This is a genomic window from Vreelandella halophila, from assembly GCF_009856365.1.
Taxonomy (GTDB): domain Bacteria; phylum Pseudomonadota; class Gammaproteobacteria; order Pseudomonadales; family Oleiphilaceae; genus Halospina; species Halospina utahensis_B.
Genome location: NZ_WMEX01000002.1, coordinates 184,654 through 202,822, shown reverse-complemented (window position 1 = coordinate 202,822; position 18,169 = coordinate 184,654). Strand labels below are relative to the sequence as shown.

20 protein-coding genes are annotated in these 18,169 nt (G+C 63.2%); 13 read left to right on the top strand and 7 right to left on the bottom strand.

The annotated features are described in order from the left end of the window. The first annotated feature begins 15 nt into the window (after positions 1-15). The 7 genes from GLW01_RS04270 to GLW01_RS04240 all read left to right on the top strand — a co-directional run bounded on the left by GLW01_RS04270 (position 16) and on the right by GLW01_RS04240 (position 7,290). Positions 16-348, top strand: a complete 333-nt coding sequence (locus GLW01_RS04270; protein ID WP_151440083.1) for a hypothetical protein — start codon at positions 16-18, stop codon at positions 346-348. Beyond that, positions 341-1,012 carry a GMP/IMP nucleotidase gene (yrfG, locus tag GLW01_RS04265; protein WP_160898237.1) on the top strand — a complete coding sequence of 224 codons (672 nt, stop codon included), beginning with the start codon at positions 341-343 and terminating at the stop codon, positions 1,010-1,012. Before GLW01_RS04270 ends, yrfG begins: the two co-directional genes overlap by 8 nt. Positions 1,013-1,019: 7 nt before the next feature. Continuing rightward, positions 1,020-1,439: an RNA-binding S4 domain-containing protein gene (locus GLW01_RS04260; protein WP_160898236.1), complete on the top strand. Its 420-nt coding sequence runs from the start codon at positions 1,020-1,022 to the stop codon at positions 1,437-1,439. 9 nt (positions 1,440-1,448) lie between these two features. Then, positions 1,449-2,297: an Hsp33 family molecular chaperone HslO gene (hslO, locus tag GLW01_RS04255; RefSeq protein WP_160898235.1), complete on the top strand. Its 849-nt coding sequence runs from the start codon at positions 1,449-1,451 to the stop codon at positions 2,295-2,297. Between the two features lie 62 nt (positions 2,298-2,359). Further along, entirely contained in the window at positions 2,360-3,016 is a 657-nt protein-coding gene (locus GLW01_RS04250) for an alpha/beta hydrolase (RefSeq protein WP_151440087.1), read from the top strand. 108 nt (positions 3,017-3,124) lie between these two features. Continuing rightward, on the top strand, positions 3,125-4,252 hold the full coding sequence (locus GLW01_RS04245; RefSeq protein ID WP_160898234.1) for an efflux RND transporter periplasmic adaptor subunit: 1,128 nt from the start codon (positions 3,125-3,127) through the stop codon (positions 4,250-4,252). Beyond that, on the top strand, positions 4,252-7,290 hold the full coding sequence (locus GLW01_RS04240; protein ID WP_160898233.1) for an efflux RND transporter permease subunit: 3,039 nt from the start codon (positions 4,252-4,254) through the stop codon (positions 7,288-7,290). Before GLW01_RS04245 ends, GLW01_RS04240 begins: the two co-directional genes overlap by 1 nt. Positions 7,291-7,307: 17 nt before the next feature. Here GLW01_RS04240 and GLW01_RS04235 read toward each other — a convergent pair whose 3' ends face one another. Beyond that, on the bottom strand, positions 7,308-7,943 hold the full coding sequence (locus GLW01_RS04235) for a class I SAM-dependent DNA methyltransferase (protein WP_160898232.1): 636 nt from the start codon (positions 7,941-7,943) through the stop codon (positions 7,308-7,310). 120 nt (positions 7,944-8,063) lie between these two features. Between GLW01_RS04235 and GLW01_RS04230 the strand changes: the two genes are divergently transcribed. Both GLW01_RS04230 and GLW01_RS04225 read left to right on the top strand, forming a co-directional pair. After that, positions 8,064-8,513, top strand: coding sequence for a MarR family winged helix-turn-helix transcriptional regulator (locus GLW01_RS04230; protein ID WP_151440092.1), 450 nt, complete (start codon positions 8,064-8,066; stop codon positions 8,511-8,513). Between the two features lie 77 nt (positions 8,514-8,590). Next, positions 8,591-9,019: an organic hydroperoxide resistance protein gene (locus GLW01_RS04225; RefSeq protein ID WP_160898231.1), complete on the top strand. Its 429-nt coding sequence runs from the start codon at positions 8,591-8,593 to the stop codon at positions 9,017-9,019. 39 nt (positions 9,020-9,058) lie between these two features. Here the strand turns inward: GLW01_RS04225 and GLW01_RS15480 are convergent, their stop codons facing one another. Continuing rightward, on the bottom strand, positions 9,059-9,313 hold the full coding sequence (locus tag GLW01_RS15480; protein WP_202405558.1) for a hypothetical protein: 255 nt from the start codon (positions 9,311-9,313) through the stop codon (positions 9,059-9,061). A gap of 15 nt (positions 9,314-9,328) precedes the next feature. Continuing rightward, the gene (locus tag GLW01_RS04215; RefSeq protein ID WP_160898230.1) at positions 9,329-9,820 is read right to left on the bottom strand and encodes a Mut7-C RNAse domain-containing protein; all 492 of its coding nucleotides are present in this window, start codon (positions 9,818-9,820) and stop codon (positions 9,329-9,331) included. Positions 9,821-9,897: 77 nt separating this feature from the next. Between GLW01_RS04215 and GLW01_RS04210 the strand changes: the two genes are divergently transcribed. Both GLW01_RS04210 and GLW01_RS04205 read left to right on the top strand, forming a co-directional pair. Then, positions 9,898-10,134 (top strand): addiction module protein, encoded by a 237-nt coding sequence (locus GLW01_RS04210; protein ID WP_151440096.1) that lies wholly within the window; start codon positions 9,898-9,900, stop codon positions 10,132-10,134. Positions 10,135-10,136: 2 nt separating this feature from the next. Then, a complete protein-coding gene (locus tag GLW01_RS04205; RefSeq protein ID WP_160898229.1) occupies positions 10,137-10,445 on the top strand; it encodes a type II toxin-antitoxin system RelE/ParE family toxin in 309 nt (102 codons plus the stop codon). Between the two features lie 71 nt (positions 10,446-10,516). Here the strand turns inward: GLW01_RS04205 and GLW01_RS04200 are convergent, their stop codons facing one another. Beyond that, entirely contained in the window at positions 10,517-11,506 is a 990-nt protein-coding gene (locus GLW01_RS04200) for an NAD(P)H-dependent flavin oxidoreductase (protein ID WP_160898228.1), read from the bottom strand. 321 nt (positions 11,507-11,827) lie between these two features. Here GLW01_RS04200 and GLW01_RS04195 point away from each other — a divergent pair, with 321 nt between their 5' ends. Then, positions 11,828-13,366, top strand: coding sequence for a phosphoenolpyruvate carboxykinase (locus GLW01_RS04195; protein WP_151440101.1), 1,539 nt, complete (start codon positions 11,828-11,830; stop codon positions 13,364-13,366). A gap of 87 nt (positions 13,367-13,453) precedes the next feature. Here the strand turns inward: GLW01_RS04195 and GLW01_RS04190 are convergent, their stop codons facing one another. Genes GLW01_RS04190 through GLW01_RS04180 form a run of 3 tightly spaced genes read right to left on the bottom strand, consistent with a single transcriptional unit; the run spans position 13,454 to position 17,645 of the window. Further along, positions 13,454-15,517 carry a TRAP transporter large permease subunit gene (locus GLW01_RS04190; protein WP_151440102.1) on the bottom strand — a complete coding sequence of 688 codons (2,064 nt, stop codon included), beginning with the start codon at positions 15,515-15,517 and terminating at the stop codon, positions 13,454-13,456. Between the two features lie 26 nt (positions 15,518-15,543). Beyond that, complete coding sequence (locus GLW01_RS04185; RefSeq protein WP_160898227.1) at positions 15,544-16,566, bottom strand: putative solute-binding protein; 1,023 nt, start codon at positions 16,564-16,566, stop codon at positions 15,544-15,546. A gap of 20 nt (positions 16,567-16,586) precedes the next feature. Continuing rightward, positions 16,587-17,645, bottom strand: a complete 1,059-nt coding sequence (locus GLW01_RS04180) for a hypothetical protein (protein WP_202405557.1) — start codon at positions 17,643-17,645, stop codon at positions 16,587-16,589. 251 nt (positions 17,646-17,896) lie between these two features. On the opposite strand from GLW01_RS04180, the gene GLW01_RS04175 reads away from it, so the two are divergent. Beyond that, the gene (locus GLW01_RS04175) at positions 17,897-18,169 is read left to right on the top strand and encodes an HU family DNA-binding protein (protein ID WP_077529998.1); all 273 of its coding nucleotides are present in this window, start codon (positions 17,897-17,899) and stop codon (positions 18,167-18,169) included.

Sequence of the window (18,169 nt, the reverse complement as noted above, 5' to 3'; positions counted from 1 at the left end):
TCCCGGAGACACCTGATGAAAAAGCTGAGCACACTGGTTACCGTCGCCCTCCTGAGCGGTTTCATGGCGTTCGCCGGTCCCGCACAGGCCCAGCGCGTTGAGGAGAAACCCTCCGCCCTGGCCATGGTCGGTGACGCCGTCATCGCCCGCCCGCTGCTGCTGGGCGCCACCGTGGTGGGCAGTGTCGTGCATACCGTAACGCTGCCGTTCTCGGCGCTGGGCGGCAATGCCGATGAAGTGGGCGAGACCCTGGTGGTCGGCCCGGCCAAGGCCACCTTCGTGCGCTGCCTGGGCTGCACCCATTCCGGACGCAATGCCGGCGAGGTCGTCAACCCGGGCGATGATTGACTGGGAGCGCATCCAGACCGTCCTGCTCGACATGGACGGCACCCTTCTGGACCTCCACTACGACACGTACTTCTGGCTCACCCATCTCCCGGCCCGCTACGCGGAGACCCGGGGCGTTGAACCGGAGCAGGCCAGCCGGGAAATCCACGAAACCATCCAGAGCCTGAAGGGCTCACTGGAATGGTACTGCCTGGATTTCTGGAGCAACCGCCTGGGCATGAACGTGAGCCAGCTCAAGCACGAGGTGGGGGATCGCATCCGCTTCCGGGCGGACGCGCCGGCCTTCCTGCGCGCGCTGAAAGCGTCCCACTGCCGCACTGTGATCGTTACCAACGCCCACCGTGGCGGACTGGACCTCAAGCGTGAACGCACCGGCCTGGACCAGTGGGTGGATGCCATCCACACCACGCACAGCTTCGGCCGACCCAAGGAAGACCCGGCGTTCTGGCCCGCCCTGCACGCCAGCGAGCCCTTCGACCCGGCGACCACAGTCCTGATCGACGATAACCACACCGCCCTGAGCGCCGCCGAGACCTTCGGCGTCAGGCATCTGTTGAGCATTCACCAGCCTGACAGCCAGCGCGACCCCCTTCCGGAGGGCCGCTGGCCAGCGCTGGAACGCTTCGAGACGCTCCTTCCGATCACACCGCCCCAACCGGTATAATGCTCCCATGAGCAAAAAGGGCGACCAATCCGACTCCGGCTCCGCACGCGTTCGACTCGACAAATGGCTCTGGGCCGCGCGCTTCTTCAAGACCCGCACCCTGGCACGCGAGGCCATTGAGGGCGGCAAGGTCCGCTACGAGGGCCAACGCCCCAAGGCGGGCAAGTTCGTCACCAGGGGCGCCAGAGTGCAGGTGCACAAGGGCTCGACCACGTTCGAAGTCATCATCGATGAACTCAGCGAAAAGCGTGGCAGCGCCCCCCAGGCCGAGATGCTCTACACCGAGACCGAGGCCAGCAAGGAGAAGCGCGAGGACAACGCCTGGCGCCGGCGCATGATGGTCGCCGCCGAGCACCCGCCGGCACGTCGCCCGAACAAGAAGCAGCGCCGCGAACTGCAGCGCGTGAAGAACCAGATGTCCCACTAGCGAGCCAACATGACCGATACCCTGCAGCGTTTTGTCTTCAACGAGGGCGAGGTCCGTGGTGAGCTCGTGCTGATCGAGGACACCCTCAAGACCGCCCTCGAGGGCCGCGACTACCCCGAGCCCGCCCAGCAACTGCTGGCACAGAGCCTCAGCGCCGCCGTGCTGCTCGGGGGCGTGCTCAAGATGAAGGGCCGCATCAGCCTCCAGGCCAAGGGCCAGGGCCCGGTGACCCTGCTGATGGCGGACTGCAGCAATGAACGCGGCGCGCGCGGGCTCATCCACACCGAGGACTGCATCCAGCACGGCTCCATCGGGGAACAGCTCGGCCATGGCCAGCTCGTCATCACCATCGAACCGGAACAGGGCCAGCGCTATCAGGGCATCGTGCCGCTGGAGTCCGAGACCCTCCAGGAGTGCCTGCAGGACTACTTCACCCGCTCGGAACAGCTCGACACCCTGATCCTGCTGTTCGCGGACAATGAGCGCGCCGGCGGCCTGATGCTGCAGAAGATGCCCGGCTACGAGACGACCGAGGACGACGATCTCTGGAACCGTCTGACGCACCTGGCCCAGACCACCAGCCAGCAGGAACTGCTCTCGGTGGCGCCAGAGACGCTGCTGCATCGGCTCTTCCACGAGGAATCCATCAGCCTCTACCCCGAGGAGCCGGTTTTCTTCCACTGCCACTGCAGTCGCGAGCGGACCGCCAACGCACTGGAGACCCTGGGCGCCCAGGAGTGCTACGACCTGCTGGCGGAACAGGGCGAGATCAGCGTCGACTGCCAGTTCTGTAACCAGCAGTACCGCTTCGGCCAGGACGACATTGAGGCCCTCTTCGGCCCCCACCAGCGCCACTGACACTGGCCCGGGCACCGCCCGGCACGCTAGAGTAACGCCCTCACTGAACAGCGGAGGGGACCATGGAATACCTGGAATGCGTGGAAAAGACCACCGGCGAGAACCCGGACGCCAGCGTCATCTGGCTGCACGGGCTGGGCGCCAGCGGGCATGACTTCGAGCCCGTAATCCCGCACCTGGGGCTGCCCCAGGACGCGCACGTGCGCTTCGTCTTCCCACACGCCCCACAGATCCCGGTCACCCTCAACGGCGGCATGGTCATGCCCGCCTGGTACGACATCCGTTCACTGGACCGCCACAACGATACCGACGAACAGGGCATTCTCGCCTCCGCCGGCCGCATCCGGGATCTAATCCATCGCGAGATGGAGCGTGGCGTGCCCAGCAACCGCATTGTCATCGCCGGTTTCTCCCAGGGCGGCGCCGTGGCCTACCACACGGCCCTGACCTTCGAGCAGCCCCTGGCCGGGCTTATGGTCCTTTCCGGCTACTTCGCCAGCATCAACCTGACCACGCCCTCCGGGGCCAACAGACAGCTGCCGATCTTCATGGCCCACGGCACCAACGACCCCATGCTGCCCGAATTCCTCGGCCAGGAGGCCCTGGAGCATCTTCGGAAGCTGGGTTACGAGCCCGAGTACCGTACCTACCCCATGGAACATGAGGTATGCCTGGAAGAAATCCAGGCGATCGGGGCCTGGCTGCGGTCCGTGCTCTGAACCGCACGAATGCCGGCGCTATCACTTCCGACAGATTGCCAGAGCCCACGCAGGCGCTCAGAATAGACTGATTGCCTGATCACCTCCTCTGCAGCAGGGACCTGTTTCATGACTCATTCTTTCTCATCCTTTGGCCGCTACCTCTGGATCCCAGCCATCGCACTGTTGATGAGCGGTTGTGACGGGGATCCCGGCAAGAGCTCCGAAACCGCTGAAGCCCAGCCCTTGCGGCCCGCCCGGATGATGACGCTTGAAACGCCCACCGGCCTGGCCTCGCGCCGGTTCAGCGGGCGTGTGGAACCCGCCGAGACCACCACCCTGAGTTTCCGCGTGCCCGGCAAGATCGAAACACTCAGCGCGGATGTGGGTGATGAGGTCGCCGAGGGCGAGGTGCTGGGGAAACTGGATCAGCGGGATTTCCGCCTCAAGGTGAACGAAACCGAGAGCAAACTGGAATCCATCCAGGCCACCCTGAACGAAGCGCGCAAGAACTGGGAACGGGGCAAAGAACTGGTGGATTCCAACGCCATCAGCGACGCCAGGTTCGATCGCCTCGAAAGTGCCTATGAGCAGGCCCGCGCCAAGCGCAACGCCACGCGTGAAGCCCTGGAAACAGCCCGCTCGGCGCTGGATGACACCGTTCTGGAGGCGCCTTTTGATGGGGTGATCAACCGCCGCATGGCGGAGCCGTTCGAGCAGGTCAGCCCGCAGCGCCCAGTGTTCTCGATCGACAACATTGAAACCGTGGAAGTCGAGGTCAGCATCCCGGAACGGCTGATGCAGTTCCGCGACCATCTTAAAGACGTTCATGTATTCATGCCCGTTATGGACAACAAGCGCTTCGACGCACGGGTGGAGAATGTCCGCCTTGATGTCTCGCCGGCCACCCAGGCGTACCCCGTACGGGTTGCGGTCGAGAACCCGGAGCAAGAGCTGCTCCCGGGAATGACCGCCGAAGTCTCGTTCAAGGCCAGTCTCAGGAATACCCCCTGGGATGACAGCTTCCTGGTGCCGGTGGAAGCCATCTTCGAAAAAGCGGACCAACCCCATGTCTGGGTCTGGAATCCGGACTCCGGTAAGGTCACGTCACGCCCGGTCACCACCGAGTCACTGGAGACGGACAGCGTCCGGATCACCGGCCAGCTCGAATCCGGTGAGCAGATCGTGGTGGCCGGCGCGCAACACCTGCAGGAAGGCCAGAAGGTCAAGCGGCTTGAAGGCGGGGTAATTCAGTGATGCTGGCGCAACTGGTGCGCGGCGCGATCAGCCGCAATCGCTTTGTGGGATTCCTGATTCTCCTGATCACCCTGCTCGGGGTCATCGCCTTCACCCGGCTCGGGCAGCTCGAGGACCCTGAGTTCACCATCCGAACCGCCATCGTGATGACCGGCTACCCCGGTGCGGACGCGGAACGGGTGGAACAGCAAGTGACCGAACCACTTGAGAAGCAGATCCAGCAGCTTGGTGAGCTGGAGAGCATTGAGTCGCTGAGCCGCAATGGCACCTCCATTATCTACGTTGAGGTTAAGGACCAGTACGGCGGCCAGCAACTGCGCCAGATCTGGGACGAGCTCAACAAGAAGGTTATAGCAGCCCGCGCCAGCCTGCCCGATTCCGTGCGTGGCCCGCGTGTTGATGACGACTACGGCGACGTTTACAGCATGCTGCTTTCCGTGGAAGGCGCCGACTACAGCTACGCCGAACTCAACGACATTGCAGACCACCTCCAGCAACGTCTGCTGCGGGTTGATGACGTTGCCAAGGTCGACCTGTTCGGCGACCAGGGCGAACGGGTTTTCATTGAAACCAGCCGTTCCAAGATCGCCGAACTGGGCCTGACCCCAGCGCTGGTCGTGAACGCCCTTAACAAGCAGAACGTGGTCGCTCCCAGTGGTTTCACCGAGATGGGATCACGCCGGTTGCGGATCAATACCACTGGCACCTTTGAGGCCGTGGACGACTTGGCCAGGCTGAACATCCGCAGCCCCGTGACCGGTGAACTCGTCCAGCTGCGTGACTTCGCGGAAGTCAGGCGCGGGTACGCCAACCCGCCCGATGCCAGCCTGCGCCATCAGGGCGAATCCGCCCTGGCTCTGGGCGTCGTGCCGGCCGAGGGGGCCAATGTGGTCGAGCTCACCGAAAGGGTCCAGGCCGAGCTGGACCGTATCGAGGCCAGGATGCCGGTGGGCATTGAGTTCGGTGGCATCGCGCTGCAGTCCGAGGAAGTCGAGCAGGCCGTCGGCGAATTCCTGATCAACCTGGTCACGGCAGTAGCCATTGTGCTGGCAGTCCTGATGGTCTCGCTGGGCCTGCGCACCGGCTTCGTCGTCGGACTGGGGGTGCCCCTGACCATTCTGGGCACCTTTGTGGGCATGTACCTGATGGGCTTTGAACTCCACCGGGTATCACTCGGGGCCCTGGTGATCGTGCTCGGTATGATTGTGGACAATGCCATTGTCATCTCCGAGCTGATGCAGGTAAAAATGCAGCGCGGCACGGAGCGTCTGAAAGCAGCCGCGGACTCCGTGCAGGAAACCGCCTGGCCCCTGCTGGCAGCCACCGCCATAGCGGTCCTCGCATTCGCCCCGATCGCCCTGACCAACACCGCCACGGGCGAGTTCACCCGCTCGCTGTTCTGGGTGGTGGCCATCAGCCTGGCCATTTCCTGGTTGCTCGCGGTTTTTGCCACACCACTGATGAACTACTGGCTACTGGACAGCAAAAGCGGGCTCGGAAACCCCGAGGACCGCGCCTTCTACCAGTGGGTGCACCGTTTGATAACCGCCACACTCCGGCGTCCCTGGATCCTGACAAGCAGTGCCATCATTATCTTTGCCGCCAGTGCTGTGGCGTTCAGCTTCGTGCCACAGACCTTTTTCCCACCGGCCGAACGCTCCCAGTTCATGGTGGATTACTGGCTCCCGGAAGGCAGCCGCATTGAGCAGACCAGCGAGGACATGGCCCGGATTGAGCAACGGCTGATGGAGATGGAACCGGTGACGGACGTCACCGCCTTCATCGGTGAAGGCGCGCCAAGATTCTATCTGCCCATGATCCCGCGAACGCCCAACCCCGCCTTCGGGCAGATCCTGGTTAACGTGGAGACCAAGGAGGACGTTGACCCTGTGATGGCTAAAGTCCGGGAGCATCTGGAAGATGGTTACCCGCAAGCCGAACCCCGGGTGCGAGCGATGCAGCTGGGCGAACCCGTTCGCTTCCCGCTCCAGCTGCGGATCACCGGGCCGGAACGGGAGGAGCTCGTGGATACGGCCGGAAAACTGCAGGCCATCATGGCCGAGCACTCGGGCGTCACGAACCTGCGGCACAACTGGCGCCAGACCCAGCCCCGGGTCACCATCAACGTGGACCAGGACCGGGCCCGTCGCGCCGGGATCACCACCAACAGCATCAACCTGGCCCTGAACACCGCCTTTGCCGGGCAAGGGGTTGGCGTGTTCCGTGAGGGCGATGAGCGTATTCCCATTGTCTGGCGCTTTCCTCTGCCCGAGCGGACCGACCCCTCCGAGCTTGAAACCATGGTTGTCTGGCCGGAAAGCGGCGGCAAGCCTGTCCCGCTCACACAAGTCGCCGATATCGAGCTCGACTGGGAGCGCCCCGTGATCTGGCGGCACAACCGGGAACGGGCGATTACACTGCAAGCAGACCTGGCAAAGGGGTATACCGCGTCCGAGGTGCGCGCCGCCCTGGCACCCGAAATCCAGAAGGTCGCGCTTCCCTCCGGGTATGACACCCAGTGGGACGGCCAGGTTCACCAGTCCGCTGAAGCCCGCGCGGGTGTGCTGAAACCCGTGCCGGTCATCCTTGGGCTGATGGTGCTGGTGCTCATGGCCCAGTTCAACTCGTTCCGGCGCACCCTGCTGGTCATGTTGATGGTGCCGCTGGGGCTGGTGGGCGTCAGTGTCGGGCTTCTGCTGTTCCAGCAGCCCTTTGGTTTCATGGCGCTTCTGGGAACCATGAGCCTGTCCGGCATGATCATCCGCAACGCCGTGGTCATGGTTCAGAAAATGGATATGGCGCTGGCCGAGAGCGGCACGCTGGAAGCCATTGGCGAGGCCGCGACAAGCCGCGTGCGCCCCATCCTTCTGACCGCCGCAACAACCATGCTCGGCATGCTGCCGCTGGCGCTGTCCGGGCCCTTCTGGGCACCCATGGCACTGGCGATCATGTTCGGGCTGGCCTTCGCCGCGGTCCTGACGATCCTGGTGCTGCCGGCGGGCTATGTGCGCCTGCTGGGAATCCGCCCCGGAGAGTAGGGGGCCTTAATGGCCCCTCAACGCACCCGATAGGTGCACATCTTGCAGGTATTGCCTTCCTCGATCTGGTAGGGCGTGTCATAGAAGCTGACCAGCTCCCATTCACCCTTCACCTCGAGATCCAGCATCTTCTTCCGGTAGCCGTATTCCTCGTAGGCGCCTTCGCGCACGGTGAACACGATCGTGCCACCCGGGCGGGTGACGCGGATCAGCTCATCAAAGCCCTCAGCGCTTATGTGGCCATAGGTGAAGGTGCCCGTGCAGACCACCGCGTCATAGGCGTTGTCATCCAGCGGCAGGCGTTCCTTCATGTCCGCCTGGATCAGCTTACGGTAGACGTTCTTGGTTTCCGCCTGGTCCAGCATGTCCTGGGAGTAGTCCAGCGCGTCCATGGTGCGGTAACCCAGCCTGGCCAGCTCCTCCCCTACCAGGCCCGTACCGCTGCCGGCGTCCAGGATCACTGCATCATGATTCCCGCCAAGCGCCTGATCCAGGGCCCTGGCGCTGGTGATGTGAGCCACATAGCCCAGCTCTTCCAGATCGCTGTCGTAATCGGCCGCCCAGTCCTTGTAGGCGTCCATCAGCTTTTCGTGGTCATCCGCCGTGTAGACCTTGTTGAGGATCTCGGTCTTGGTGATGGTTCTGTCCGTCATAGGGTCGGGTTCCTTATTCTCGTTCAAGCACGTCTCTGACCGAGCCACTATAGCAGGGTCGACCTGTACCGGCTTAAACCATGCTTGCGATTAAATCGCGCGCTATATAAGATGCGTGGCATGACTGATCGCAACGACTCACAGGAAAGCCTGCTGGCACTGGACCGACAGGTCTGCTTTGCCCTGTACTCGGCGCAGCTGGCCATGAGTAAGGTGTACCGGAAACTGCTGCGGGAACTGGACCTGACCTACCCGCAGTACCTGGTCATGCTCGTGCTGTGGGAGCAGGACGGCCAGACCGTCTCCGGGATCGGCGAACGGCTCTTCCTGGACTCGGCCACCCTCACCCCCCTGCTCAAGCGGCTGGAAGGGGCGGGCCTGCTGCAACGCCAGCGCAGCCGCCAGGATGAGCGGCAGGTGGCCGTAGTGCTTACGGAACAGGGCCACAAACTGCGCGAGAAAGCCGAAGCGGTGCCGGAGTCCGTCATGTGTGCCACGCAGTGCAGCCCGGATGAGCTGGAGCGGCTGCGCGACGACCTGCACAACCTGCGAGAGCGGCTGGCCAGCTGAGGCATTTTTTTGGATTATTTAAATCGTGCGCGATTTAATAGCGTGCAATCAAAGCGAAAGAGAGAGGAGAAATCATCATGGGTGCAGAAAAAATCCTTTATCAGGCCCAGGCAACCGCCAGCGGTGGCCGTGACGGCAAGGCCACCAGTGACGATGGCCAACTCAACGTCAAGCTCACCACGCCCAAGGAACTTGGCGGTGCCGGTGGTGAAGGTACCAACCCCGAGCAGCTCTTTGCTGCCGGCTACTCCGCCTGCTTTATCGGCGCCCTGAAACTGGTCGCCGGCAAGGCCAAGGTCGAGCTGCCGGAAGAAACCGCCATCACCGGTCAGGTGGGCATCGGCCCGGAGGGCGAAGGCTTCGGCCTGGCGGTTACCCTGAACGTGCACGTACCGGGCTTCGAGCAGCAACAGGCCGAGGAGCTCGTGCACAAGGCGCACCAGGTGTGCCCCTACTCCAACGCCACCCGGAACAACGTGCCGGTGGAGCTGGTGGTAACGGTCTGAAGCACCGATACCCCGGCTCAGGGTCGCCGCAAGGCGGCCCTATGCCCTCGTCGCCACCAGCATCTCGGTTGCCCCCTTCTGGAACCGATAATCAACCGGATCTAGGGACACCAACGGAAAGACCCTGACCTCTTTCGCCACCCGGCCACCACGGGCCGTGAGCGTGGCATGGAAGCTGGCGGGGCCATCGCCACAACCCAGGATACGCTTATCCAGGTCGGCGGGCGCCAGGTTGAACATCCGCTGGTATTCCTCGAAAGAGCGCCCCCAGGGGACGACATGATCCAGTTCCAAAGTGACTCTCCCTGTTCAGTTTCCTGATGAGCCCGCCTGACGCCAACCGTTCATGGCCTCCAGTTGCGCCCACATCCGCCGCACATGGCTGCCCTCCCAGAACAGCTGGCAGCAACTCGAACAGGCCCAGACACTCTGCCCGTCCAACCAGATGGAACCGGGGTAGTAATGCGCCACCTCCCATTCGCTCGCCTCGTGCAATGGCGTGTTGCAGTTCTTGCAGCGGGTGAACGGCGCCCGGCACCAGTCCAGGTCCAGACGCAGGGTCAACTCCCGGAGACGGGCCCCGTCATCCTGACCCTGCAGATAGATGACATAGCGGGCCGCATCGGCGAACGCCAGAAGATCGGAATCAGCGGTAAGCAGCCAGCGCCCTTCGGCACGCGCCTGAGCCATCAGCTGATCGTCCGGAAGCCCCGGCGTGGGCACCGCGGTATCGTACCCCGCAACGCGCAGCCATTGGGCGATGCCATTGAGCATTTCGTCGCAGAGTAGTCGCACAGGCACCCGCCTCGCTCCGCATGCAGCTTGTCCAGGTTGTCCAATCCGGATAGCATTAAAGTACTGCGGTTCATGGAGTCAACATGACAACTGAAGCATTGAGCCACCTCCGCTCCCAGATCTCGAATCTCTCTGAGTCAGAACGTGCCGAATTGGCCCGTGAGCTCATTATGAGCCTGGATGGCCCGCGCGATGACTCGGCTGAACAGGCGTGGAACGAGGAAGTCGTTCAGCGTGCCTCCCGTGTCCGAGAGGGTAATGCCCGGTTGCTGACCCGTGATGAATTCCGGCAAACAATGAGGGGCAGGCTGGGCGAATAACAGTGAGAACAGTAAGGATACTGGAAGAGGCCTCGCAGGAAGCAGAAGAGGCAGCCGCATGGTATGAATCCGAACAGCCAGGCCTTGGCGCCGAGTTTTTCACAGCTATCGACAGGGCTCTGGATATTATTGAAGAAAATTACCTTCCTTTATCACCCCTTCCTGGCGAAGCGGGTAATTCGGGTGCGAAGCGACTCATGCTCGACTGCTTTCCCTATGATCTCGTTGTTATTGAGACGGGAACCGAGGCGGTTGTGATTGCCGTAGCCCACCATTCCAGAAAACCGGGGTATTGGCGCAACAGAGACTAGTTCCACGTCCGCCGCTTCAACAATGTAATTGCCCCTGTGGCATCCAAGCCAGAAATCGCCCATTCATCCTATCAAGTGCCCCCGGAATGCAATGAGACATTCGGCGCTCCCTTCTGAAGCAACGCGGTCGTTTCAGCAACCACACCTTCGACGACTTCCTGAGCCGACTGCACCCGATCAACCAGATCCACCGCTTCACCCACGATCAGCGGCGCGAGTTCGAAATCCGCATTCTCTATCGCGGCCTGGAAGCGTTCGCGTTCCTCGGTAAGGTTGTCTTCCAGGTGGGACAGATCGCCGTGCCATTGGTCGGTCATGCGGTTGCGCAGGCTGCGCAACGTGTAGGGTTCCGGCCAACCGTAGCCCCTTAACCGATCGAATACGGAACCGCGAACCGTGTCGTCACCATGGGCGTCAGCCGCGCCCGCCTTGGCGATGGGATGCGCCAGGGATTCCTCGGTGGCGTAGAAGCGGCTGCCCATCAGGACCCCACTTGCCCCGAGCATCATGGCCGCCGCTGCGCCGCGCCCGTCCGCGATACCACCGGCGGCGACCACGGGGACAGAGCCAACGGCATCGACCACCGCAGGAACCAGGGGCAGCGTGGCCCGGTTCGCGCCGTGCCCACCGGCCTCGGTGCCCTGGGCGATGATGACGTCCGCCCCTTCATCCACGGCCTTCTTTGCCTGCTCCACGGTCTGGACCTGTGCCAGCAGGCAGCAATTGGCTTCCCTGATCCGCTGGGCAAACCCGGCTAGTTCCCCGAACGACAGCATCATGGCCCCGGGCTGATGCGCAAGCACCTGGTCAAGCAGTTCCGGCTTCTGCTTCAGGCTCCAGGTGATGAAGCCAACGCCAACGGGCGTGTCAGCCGCGTTGGCCAGCTCCCGCTCAAGCCACTCCGCATCACCGTAGCCACCCCCGATCAGGCCCAGCCCACCGGCCTCCGAGACCGCCGAGGCCAAGTGCCCACCAGCGACCCACGCCATTGGCGCGGACAGGATGGGGTGGCGGATGCCGAGAAGGCGCGTAAGGGGTGTTTCGAGGCTCTGTTCAGTCATATCCCTACCTGATTTACCACACTGATTCGTCCTCCAAGGTACCGTCCCACCCCAAAGGGAGAAAGTCCTCATCACTACCCGCTGGCCCACTCCAGCCCCCGTGCGATGGTCGTAATTACCGAAAGGTTCTGGCATACTGTCGCGCCTGTAGACGACAGGAATGCTTTCCCGCACCCCGGCACGCCGCGAGCGTGGCGGCGTGCTACCGCTTGGAGGGGTGCGCCCCGAACAACCATCCGCACCCCCGGGCCGCCGCGCTGCCCTTTCATCCCGGCAGCCGCGCGCCGCAACCGATTTGAAACATCTGAAAGTGAGGTCATCGTGAGTAAAACCTACACGGATCTGTGCCCGGCCCGGCTTGTTGAGCTGGCGCTGGAAAGGAATGAGGGCAAACTCGCCTCCAATGGCTCACTGGTGGTGACCACCGGCGAACGCACCGGTCGCTCCCCGGTGGACCGCTTCATTGTTGAAGAGCCCAGCACCGTTAACCAGATCGACTGGGGCAAGATCAATCACCCCTTCGATGCGGACCGATTCGATGCGCTCTGGGAGCGCGTGAAGACATACCTGGGTGAGCATGAGCACTTCACCTCGCACGTGCACGTGGGCTCGGACCCGAACTACTACCTGCCGGTGAAGATGACCACCGAGACGGCCTGGCAGAATCTGTTCGGCCTGAACCTCTTCATCCGCCCTGATCAGTACAACCCCATCGACAACCCGGAATGGGAAATCCTGAACGCGGCGAACTTCGAGTGCGTGCCCGAACGCGACGGCACCAACAGTAACGCCACCGTCATCATCAACTTCGCGCGCAAGCGCGTGCTGATCGCGGGCATGCACTACGCCGGCGAGATGAAGAAGGCCATGTTCTCGGTGCAGAACTTCCTGCTGCCGGACCATGACGTGCTGCCCATGCACTGCTCCGCCAACGTGGGCGATGACGGCGACGTCTGCCTGTTCTTCGGTCTTTCCGGTACCGGTAAGACCACCCTCTCGGCCGACCAGAGCCGCCACCTGATCGGTGACGACGAGCACGGCTGGGGAGAAGGCACCGTCTTCAATCTGGAGGGTGGCTGCTACGCCAAGACCATCGACCTGACGCGCAAGAACGAGCCCATCATCTGGGACGCGATCAAGTTCGGCGCCCTGGTTGAGAACGTGGTGGTGGATGAGGCGACTCGTGAGCCGGACTACACGGACACCTCCCTTACCGAGAACGGCCGCTGCGCCTACCCGCTGGACCATGTTGAAAAGCGGGTGGTGGAGAATCGTGCCGGCGAGCCCAAGCACATCATCTTCCTGACCTGCGACATGACGGGCGTGCTGCCGCCCGTGTCCATCCTCTCGCGCGAATCCGCGGCCTACCACTTCCTCAGTGGCTACACCGCACTGGTGGGCTCCACGGAGATGGGGTCCGGCGAGGGGCTGCAGTCCACCTTTTCCACCTGCTTCGGAGCGCCCTTCTTCCCGCGCCCGGCCGGCGTCTACGCCGAACTGCTGATGAAGCGGATGGACGCGTTCGACAGCAAGGTCTTCCTCGTGAACACCGGCTGGACCGGCGGCCCCTACGGTGTGGGCAAGCGCTTCTCCATTCCCACCACGCGGGCCATCATCAATGGCATCCAGGATGGTGAGCTGGACGACGTCGAGACCGAGCATCTGGAAGACCTGAACCTGGACGTGCCGACGTCGGTACCGGGCGTTGAGACCAAGCTGCTCAACCCACGCAACACCTGGGATGACCCGGCCGAGTACGACAAAAAGGCTCAGGAGCTGATCAGCCAGTTCGTCGAGAACTTCAGCAAGTTCGACGTGCCGGATTCGATCGTCAACGCCGGCCCGAAGCTGCGTCAGTAAGCCCGCCTCCGCGCCCTGTCGGGCGCTCAAGCGGAAAGGCCCCGGCGTGATCACATGACCGGGGCCTTTTTCATTCAGGCGAACCTGTCACAGGGCGTAGAGAAGCAGGGGCACGAACGCCACCAGCACCAGCGCTGTCCCCATCACCACCATGGGCATGACGATGCGTTCATGACGCTGGTAGAAGCTGCCACCACTGGCCTCCGTGCGCGCCAGGCGTACCTCCTCGTCACCCACCACCTGCCGCGTAAGCAGGTGATTGAGGGAAACGGGCGGCGTCAGGTAGCCCAGCTCGAACGCCACCAGCGTCACCATCCAGAAGTGTACAGGGTCGATTCCGCTCTGGTAGGCGAAGCTCGCCACAGTGGCGCTCACCAGGATGACGGCGCCGAAGGCATCCATGATCATGCCCAGACCCACCAGCAGCAGCACCATCAGGCCCATGGCCATCCAGGGGCTCGCCACGCTGTCCGGGAACAGGTCCATGAGTTCGGCGCGTTCAATCACGCCGCCCAGGCTGATGGAGAGCCCGAACAGCAGCAGCAGCGCCCCGATCTCGGCGGTGGTATCACTGGTGGCGTGGCGCAGGCTTGGCTCAAAGCCGCTGTGCGCCTGGCCGCCGGCGGTCTGCGGCAGCTCCCGGCCCCGGAAGCGGATGGCCTCGAACACCAGGATGCTGAGCAGCATGACGGGCAGGATCCGTGGCGCTGAGAATTCGTCCAGGCCCACGCCCAACCCCCAACTGTAAGCCAGAACCACCGCGGCGACCACCAGAGCATAGGGAATCAGCGGCCGCAGGGCCTGGAGCATCTCTGGAATGGCTTCACCCAAAGGCGCCAGCTTCATCTCGCTCTGGCGGTTGAACAGCATGGTCACCAGGAAGAACAGAACCGCCGAGAGCGCGAAGACAATTGCCCCCCAGCTGAAAAGCTCATCCGTTGTGACTTCGCGGTTGAGCATCGCAATGACCACAACCAGCAGGCAGGGCCGCAGCACAACGCCCATGGAGCCGGACATCGCGGTGGCGGCCAGGGCCAGCTGACGGCGGGCACCAGCGGAACGCAGTTCGTGGTAGATCACGGCACCGGCAGCGATCACGAAGATACCGGAGGCACCGGTATAGGCGGTTGGGATGGCGGCAACCACAACGGCCACTGTCGCCAGTAGCTCCGGCGGCATGCGCAGGGGCCGGAAAATGTCGAACACCAGGGTAGCCACCCGTGTCTGCTTGAGCATCATGCCCGCCCAGACGTAGAGCGCTACGTTCACGAAGATTTCCGCGTGCTCCATCAGCGCGCCCAGGTAGACACCGATGCCCTGCATGTACCCGAAACTCAGGAAGTAGGCCCCGGAGATGAAACACATCACCGAATACAGCGGAATGGTGGGCAGCGCCTGCAGGATGCTGCCGCCGGTGCGCAGATCTGTTGGTTCACGCAGCAGCCGGTAGACACTGGCCATACTCAGTACGGCAAAACACAGCACCCAGAGCAGGTTCAGCATGTCTCGCGCCGCCGGCACCACATCCATGGCCTGCTGCACGTGGTTGCGGTAGATCCAGCTGGAGGCCAGCAGCATCATGTTGGCGATGGTCTGGGCGCTGTAGGAGACCCGGTAGTCCGTACGGGTCTCGATGCCCCGGATGGCGATCTGGTGCCGCCCCAGGGTGGCCGTGGCCGCGCAGATGGCGACCAGCAGGATCAGCAACGGCCGCTGCCAGTTGAGCCCGACCGCCGTCAGTTCCGCCAGACCCTGCTCCATGCTGCGGTACAGGCGCACCGGGGTCGTGATCCGTTCCTTCGTTGCCTGGTACTGGAGATGGTCAGCCTCACAGGCCCGCTGGGCCGCGATCACCGAGCGCCGAATGGCCTCGCGATCCACCTCGGACTCGCCGAGCAGGCCCGCGATCTCGTCGTCCATCCTGCGTTCCGCCAGACGATCCACTTCGGACTCGACGTCCACCATGGGGTTGCAGTCCGGGCGCTCCGGGTCCTCCCTCAGCTGGTAGTAGCCGGACCAGAAATACTCCCCAAGCTGGAGCGCCTTGTTGTGGAAGTCCGTGGTCGTGGCGAAGAACACGAACAGCAGCAGAATCAGGCAGGCCGGCAGCGAAGAGAACCATTCGATGCCGGTACGGCGTGGCAGACCCATACAACAACCCTGGTCAGTTGGTGGCTTCAGCCCTCAGAGCGAGCGCATTCCGCACGTGAGGGTTCCACCCGGCAGCGGATGCCGCGCATCAGCTTCAGGGCCGTCTCGTCGAATTCGCCTTCCTCGCGAAGCTGCTGGCGCACCTCGCGCAGCATGGCGTTGTACTCCCGGCGCTCCTGTTCCGTCGGCCGCATCCAGTACTTCTCCTTCACCTTGGACTCGGCATCCTCAATGATCCCGTACGCCTGATCCACCCGGCTGAAGGCGTAGTCGCGCACCTGGTTCACGTACTCATCCGGAAAACGATCGCGCCGCACGATGATCTGGAAGTTCATCTGCGCCAGGGTGTAGTCAAGGATGGCGCCGTCCTCGCCCAGGCCCTTGTAGAGCTCCAGGGGCTCGTAGGCCACGGCGGGAGCGTAGGCGGCGTCCACGCTGCCATTATTGAAGCGCCCGGAAAAGTTGGAGGTGCTGGAGCCCACCACGGAGGCCCCCACGTGCCGGACCATGGTGATGGAGGCCTTGTCGTGGTCCAGGGTGGCGATGCGCTTGCCCTGGAGATCCGACACGGTGTCGATCGAGCGGTCATCCAGGAAGAGGTAGACCGCACCCGCCGGCAGTACCCCCACCACTTCGTACTTCTCGGTCTGGAGGTACTGGCGCGCGTTATCCTGACTGAGCACCTGCATCAGCATGCGCATCTCTTCCTCGCCGGGGATGGCCCCCATGGCCTCCAGCGAGCCGGTGAAGCGGTTGAAGTCGCGGGCCATGGTGCCGGTCAGCAGCACAGAGTCGCACTGACCATTGCGGAATTCCTCGGCGGCGATCTTCTCGCTGGTGTAGGCTCGCATGTCCAGCTCCACACCGCGCTCCAGCGCCATGGGGCGGGCGGACTGCATCAGCTCGAACAGCGGGCCGTTGGCGCCCACCGGGTCGAACACGCAGAAGCTGCGCTTGATCACCTCTTCTTCCTGGGCCGTGGCATTGACCGCGGTTCCAAGGGTCAGGGCGACCAGCGCGCTGATCAGTGTGCGTTTCAGGGTCTTCATGTCCATTCCTCCGGCGCCCGTTACATCAGTTCATTCAGGTCAATGGTTTCGGATTCGGGTTCCGGGTCGTCCCAGAACTCGCCCAGCCGGCCGGTGGGCGTGCGGTGGCCCTCGGCCCGGGTCCAGAGACGGTCAGACAGGGCCTGGATGTGCCGTGTGGCCGTTTCATCGATCATGACCCAGTCATCGGCGGCGGGTTTGGCTTCCCTGGCCTCGGCATGGCGACGGATCACGTCCCGCACCATGGCCTGGTCACCCGCGTTCTCGGCGGCCACGGCATGGAACACATGGGCCAGCCGCACACCAGCTTTCTCACCCTTCCGGCTGGCCTCCCTCAGCTGCTTGAACGGTTCTGCATCTTCCGGTGCGGCAGAGGGCAGCATGGCCCAGACGGCCACCTGCATGGCACCCGGTGCCCCCCACCAGCGGTCGTCGTCCAGGCACTCGGAGGCACGGGCTACCCGCGAGCCAATGTTGTTGGGAATGCCCAGCTGTTCCCCGGCACGCACCTGGGTGTGCATGGCCTGCAGGCCGGAGACCAACCCAGCCAGGAACATGAACTGGTCGGTTTCCGTTTCCAGCCGCTCCGTGGGGCATTCGCCATTGCCCACCCGGCCGTAGTGTTCATTCATGTTCTTCCAGGCCTCGTGAAAACGCATAGCGGCTTCACGATAGTGGCGGCTCGCGGCATAGCGGGCATCCTGTGCGGCATCCGGATCGCGATCGCGCATCAGGCGCTCGTACTCAAGATCCAGTTCGCGCGCCCGGGTCACGGAGCAGCCGGCGGCAGAGAGGTGCATCATGATGCCGAGCTGGTTGGGCTCGTCCGTCACGCGCCCGAAGGACATCATCAGTGGCGTGGTCGCCTCGCTCATGGCGCAGGACATGCCCACATCGGACTGCTGCAGCACGTAGGGGGTGGTGTGCTCCTTCGAGAGCCCCTGCATCACGCTGCCACTGGTGGCGTACATGTGATGGCGGATCATGGAACAGCCGCCGAGCATGGCCACCAGTGCCAGAAGCACAATGGCCCGCCCCCAGAACCGGGGCCGGGCCACGGCAGAGAGGATTACGGTCATGGTTGGTCCTCAACCTTTCTTGTGTTTGTTGTTCCGTTGTGTGCAGCGAATCCTCGCCGCCCCCCGAAAGCGTGTCAAATCCAGGGCGGCATTATGTGCGACCCTTCGGCGAATTTGTGAGATGAGTACCACAAAGCCTGGTATGCGGCTGCACTGGTGTCGGGACCAAATTCATTACGGGGTTTGACAGCGGAGTCTGGTGGGCTATATCTGAACGGTATCGACCGCGACCATCCAAAGGAGAACCAGCTATGCGCAAACCGGAACTGGCAGCAGCCGTTGCCGAGGAAACGGGCCTTTCAAAAAGCAAGGCTCAGGAAGTACTGAATGCCTTCACGGATCAGATCAGTGCGGCTTTGGCGAAGAACGAAGGCGTGACCCTGCCGGGCTTCGGCAGCTTCAACGTGCGTGAGCGCAGTGCGCGCACCGGACGCAATCCGCAGACGGGCGCCTCCATCCAGATTCCGGCAAGCAAGTCGGTGGGCTTCAAGGCGGGCAAGCCTCTGCGCGAGGCCATCAAGTAA

Excerpts from the sequence above, each read along its gene's own strand:
- GLW01_RS04270 (WP_151440083.1), top strand. The coding sequence starts at position 16 with ATGAAAAAGCTGAGCACACTGGTTACCGTCGCCCTCCTGAGCGGTTTC.
- yrfG (WP_160898237.1), top strand. The coding sequence starts at position 341 with ATGATTGACTGGGAGCGCATCCAGACCGTCCTGCTCGACATGGACGGC.
- GLW01_RS04260 (WP_160898236.1), top strand. The coding sequence starts at position 1,020 with ATGAGCAAAAAGGGCGACCAATCCGACTCCGGCTCCGCACGCGTTCGA.
- hslO (WP_160898235.1), top strand. The coding sequence starts at position 1,449 with ATGACCGATACCCTGCAGCGTTTTGTCTTCAACGAGGGCGAGGTCCGT.
- GLW01_RS04250 (WP_151440087.1), top strand. The coding sequence starts at position 2,360 with ATGGAATACCTGGAATGCGTGGAAAAGACCACCGGCGAGAACCCGGAC.
- GLW01_RS04245 (WP_160898234.1), top strand. The coding sequence starts at position 3,125 with ATGACTCATTCTTTCTCATCCTTTGGCCGCTACCTCTGGATCCCAGCC.
- GLW01_RS04240 (WP_160898233.1), top strand. The coding sequence starts at position 4,252 with ATGCTGGCGCAACTGGTGCGCGGCGCGATCAGCCGCAATCGCTTTGTG.
- GLW01_RS04235 (WP_160898232.1), bottom strand. The coding sequence starts at position 7,943 with ATGACGGACAGAACCATCACCAAGACCGAGATCCTCAACAAGGTCTAC.
- GLW01_RS04230 (WP_151440092.1), top strand. The coding sequence starts at position 8,064 with ATGACTGATCGCAACGACTCACAGGAAAGCCTGCTGGCACTGGACCGA.
- GLW01_RS04225 (WP_160898231.1), top strand. The coding sequence starts at position 8,591 with ATGGGTGCAGAAAAAATCCTTTATCAGGCCCAGGCAACCGCCAGCGGT.
- GLW01_RS04210 (WP_151440096.1), top strand. The coding sequence starts at position 9,898 with ATGACAACTGAAGCATTGAGCCACCTCCGCTCCCAGATCTCGAATCTC.
- GLW01_RS04200 (WP_160898228.1), bottom strand. The coding sequence starts at position 11,506 with ATGACTGAACAGAGCCTCGAAACACCCCTTACGCGCCTTCTCGGCATC.
- GLW01_RS04190 (WP_151440102.1), bottom strand. The coding sequence starts at position 15,517 with ATGGGTCTGCCACGCCGTACCGGCATCGAATGGTTCTCTTCGCTGCCG.
- GLW01_RS04185 (WP_160898227.1), bottom strand. The coding sequence starts at position 16,566 with ATGAAGACCCTGAAACGCACACTGATCAGCGCGCTGGTCGCCCTGACC.
- GLW01_RS04180 (WP_202405557.1), bottom strand. The coding sequence starts at position 17,645 with ATGACCGTAATCCTCTCTGCCGTGGCCCGGCCCCGGTTCTGGGGGCGG.
- GLW01_RS04175 (WP_077529998.1), top strand. The coding sequence starts at position 17,897 with ATGCGCAAACCGGAACTGGCAGCAGCCGTTGCCGAGGAAACGGGCCTT.